The sequence below is a fragment of the Rhizobacter sp. P3_B12 genome, assembly GCF_056402895.1.
The window spans coordinates 1-3,818 of record NZ_JBFUGN010000603.1; the positions used below are offsets into that span (position 1 = coordinate 1).

At 69.5% G+C, this 3,818-nt stretch carries 3 protein-coding genes; 2 read left to right on the top strand and 1 reads right to left on the bottom strand.

Going from position 1 to position 3,818, the window contains the following annotated elements; translation table 11 throughout:
- Positions 1–272, top strand: a 272-nt coding sequence (locus tag AC1D01_RS24525; RefSeq protein WP_477870999.1) for a permuted SH3 domain-containing protein, incomplete at its 5' end; no start/stop codon positions are given.
- 18 nt (positions 273–290) lie between these two features.
- Entirely contained in the window at positions 291–3,494 is a 3,204-nt protein-coding gene (locus tag AC1D01_RS24530; protein ID WP_477871001.1) for an efflux RND transporter permease subunit, read from the top strand.
- Here AC1D01_RS24530 and AC1D01_RS24535 read toward each other — a convergent pair.
- Positions 3,495–3,818 (bottom strand): TMEM165/GDT1 family protein (locus AC1D01_RS24535; RefSeq protein WP_477871003.1); only part of this gene is annotated, 324 nt, incomplete at its 5' end.

Consider the following 3,818-nt stretch of genomic DNA (forward strand, 5'->3'; position numbering starts at 1 on the left):
GCCTCACGCTGCCGATCAGCGCGGTCGGCCAGGCCTCGGGCCAGGATTTCGTCTGGACGCTCGAGAAGGACGCGCTGGTGCGCCGCATCGTGATCACCGGCCGCAAGGATGCCGTGAGCGACCGCATCGAGATCGCCAAGGGCCTCGCGGCCGACAGCCAGGTGCTCGGCGCGCGCTTCGACAACCTGCGCGAAGGCCAGCCGGCGAAGATCGTCACGCAGCGCACGGCGCCGAAGGCCGCCAGCGCGGCCTCTGCCGTCGCCAGTTCCTGATCCCGGAGACCGACCGCCATGTGGTTCACCCGCGTCTCCATCAACAACCCCGTCTTCGCGACGATGATCATGGCCGCGCTGTGCGTGCTCGGCCTGTTCTCGTACAGCCAGCTGCGCGTCGAGCGCCTGCCCGACATCTCGCCGCCGATCGTGTTCGTCAGCGTCGCCTACCCGGGCGCCTCGCCCGATGCGACCGAGACCGAGCTGACGCGCCCGATCGAGCTCGCGCTCAACGGCATCGCCGGCGTGAAGATGATCCGCTCGAACAGCTTCGAGGGCCGCAGCGAGACGGTCGTCGAGTTCCAGCTCAGCGCCGACATGACGCGCGCGGTGCAGGACGTGCGCGACAAGGTCGCGGCGGTGCAGCCGGTGTTCCCGCGTGACGCGAAGACGCCGTTCGTCTCGCGCTTCGACGGCGACAACGCGCAGCCCACCGTCTACCTGTCGCTGCTGGCGCCCRATCGCAGCGCGCGCGAGCTCTCGCTGCTGGCCGACCAGGTCGTGCGCAAGCGGCTGGAGCGCTCGGCCGGTGTGGCCCGCGTCGACGTCGGCGGCATGACGGTGCGCCAGGTGCGCATCGACCTCGACCCGCAGCGCCTGCGCGCCTACCAGCTGACGCCGGCCGACGTGTCGGCCGCGCTGCAGCGCGCCAATGCCGACATGCCGGTCGGCCTGCTCAGCAGCGCGAAGGAAGACGCGATCGTGCGCGTCGAGGGCAGGGTGCGCGACGCCAAGGCCTTCGCCGACGTGGTGATCGCATCGCGCAACGGCATGGTGGTGCGGCTGGCCGACCTCGGCGAGCTGGTCGAGCGCGAGCGCGAGCCCGATTCGCTGTCGCGCGTCGACGGCGTGCCGGCGGTCTCGTTCCAGGTCTACAAGCAGCAGGACGCCAACATCGTCGAGACCGGCGCCGCCATCAAGGCGGCGGCCGAGGAGCTGCGCACGAGCCTGCCGCCCGGCGTCGAGCTGAAGCTGGTGTACGCCGACAGCGACTGGGTCGAGCGCAGCCTGACGGGCGTCAAGCACACGCTGGTCGAGGGCGCGCTGCTGACGATCGCGATCGTGTTCCTGTTCCTGCACAGCTGGCGCAGCACGGTGATCACCGGCCTCACGCTGCCGATCGCGGTGATCTCGTCGTTCATCGCGGTGTACGCGTTCGGCTTCACGCTGAACTTCATGACGATGATGGCGCTGAGCCTGTGCATCGGGCTCTTGATCGACGATGCGATCGTGGTGCGCGAGAACATCGTGCGCCACGTGCACATGGGCAAGAGCCACGTGCAGGCGGCGCGCGAGGGCACCGAGGAGATCGGCCTGGCGGTGATGGCCACCACCTTCGCGATCTGCGCGGTGTTCGTGCCGGTGGCCTTCATGAAGGGCATCATCGGCAAGTTCTTCTTCCCGTTCGGCGTCACGGTGGCGGTGGCGGTGCTGGTGTCGCTGTTCGTCAGCTTCACGCTCGACCCGATGCTGTCCAGCATCTGGCGCGACCCGCCGACCAACCGCCTCGCGAAGCTGCCGGTGCTCGGCCACCTGATGCGCTGGACCGACCGCGGCATGGACGTGCTGCACGTCGTCTACGAGCGCACGATCCGCTGGGTGTTCTCGGGCCGGCGCTACCGCGTGCTCTTCCCGCCGATCCCGGCCTGGGGCCGGCCCTTCGATGCCGACGGCCGGCGCGACGGCTCGCAGCGGCGCAGCGTGCGCCTGGCGACCGTCACCCCACGCGCGCTGGTGCTGCTGGGCGCGCTCGGCAGCTTCGTGATGGCCTTGTTCCTGTCGACGCAGATCGGCAGCGAGTTCATCCCCGATGCCGACAACAGCTACATCCAGCTGAACGTGACGCTGCCGGTGGGCACCAGCCTGCCGCGTGCGAGCGCGAAGCTGGCGCAGGTGGAGCAGGTGATCCGCGGCATGAGCGAGGTGCGCCTGACCTCGACGACGATCGGCGACACCGGCAATGGCAGCCGCAACTCGGCGACGCTCGCGATCCAGCTGGTGAAACCCGGCGAGCGCAAGCGCAAGCAGAGCGAGGTCGAGGCCGTGATGCGCGAGGCGCTGAAGCCGATTCCCGGCATCGAGATCACGGTCGGCCAGCAGCCGATCTACGTCGCGCTGCTCGGGCCCGATCCGAAGGTGCTCGAGACCGAGGTGCAGCGCCTCGCCGACAAGGTCGCCAAGGTCAAGGGCATCGCCGACCTGACGACCTCGGTGAAGCCCGGCCTGCCGGCCTACGCGGTGCGGCTGAAGCCCGATGCGGTGCGCGAGCTCGGCCTGACCACCAGCCAGCTGGCGACCAGCCTGCGCACCTACGTGAACGGCGACGTGGCCACCTACTGGACCTCGCCCGACGGCGAGCAGGTCGACGTGGAACTGCGGCTGCCGCAGGCCTCGCGCGAGAACATCACGCAGCTCGACAGCCTGCCGGTCGCCTATGCGAAGGACGGCACGCCGATCGCGCTGTCGCGCGTGGCCGACATCGTGCCGGTGGTGAACCCGCTGGTGATCAAGCGCCAGGACCTGCAGCGCCGCCAGGCCATCTATGCCGGCACGCAGGGCCGCCCGAGCGGCGACGTGGGCGCCGACGTGCAGAAGATCGTCAAGGAGACGCAGCTGCCGCCGGGCTACCGCTTCGACGTGGGCGGGCAGACCAAGGACCAGGCCGAGGCCCTGAGCGGCATCCTGATGGCGCTGGTCGCGGCCGTCATCTTCATCTACATCGTGCTGGCCTCGCAGTTCGGCAGCTTCCTGCAGCCGGTGGCGATCATGGTGTCGCTGCCGCTGGCGCTGCTGGGCGTGATGATCGCGCTGTGGGTGACGCGCTCGACGCTGAACCTGTTCTCGATGATCGGCCTGGTGATGCTGATGGGGCTGGTGACGAAGAACGCGATCCTGCTGGTCGACTTCGCGAACCACGGCCGCAAGGCGGGCCTCTCGATGGCCGACGCGCTGCTGCAGGCCGGCCTGGTGCGGATGCGCCCGATCATCATGACGACGGCGGCGATGGTGTTCGGCATGCTGCCACTGGCGCTCGCGCTCGGCGAGGGCGGCGAGATCCAGGCGGGCATGGGGCGGGCCATCATTGGCGGGGTGATCACGTCGACGCTGCTGACGCTGATCGTGGTGCCGGTGGTGTATTCCTACCTGGTGCGCGAGCGCAAACCCGCGCCGGTGCACGACGAAGCACCGGCGCTGCCGAGCGGGGATCTCATCGCCAAGTAGTCAGAACAGGTGCCCGACGTTGAACAAGGTCAGCAGGCCCAGCACCGCGAAGATCGCCGCCGCGATGCCGTGCACCAGCTTGATCGGCAGCCTCGTCGCGGCCTGGTGCCCGAGCAGCACCGCGGGCACGTTGGCCAGCATCATGCCGAGCGTCGTGCCGGCCACCACCGCGCCGAGATCGGCATAGCGCGCGGCGAGGGCGACGGTCGCGATCTGCGTCTTGTCGCCCATCTCGGCGAGGAAGAACGCGATCACCGTGGTGCCGAACACGCCGAAGCGCTGCGGGGTGGCCTCGTCCTCGTCGATCCTGTCGGGGATCAGCAT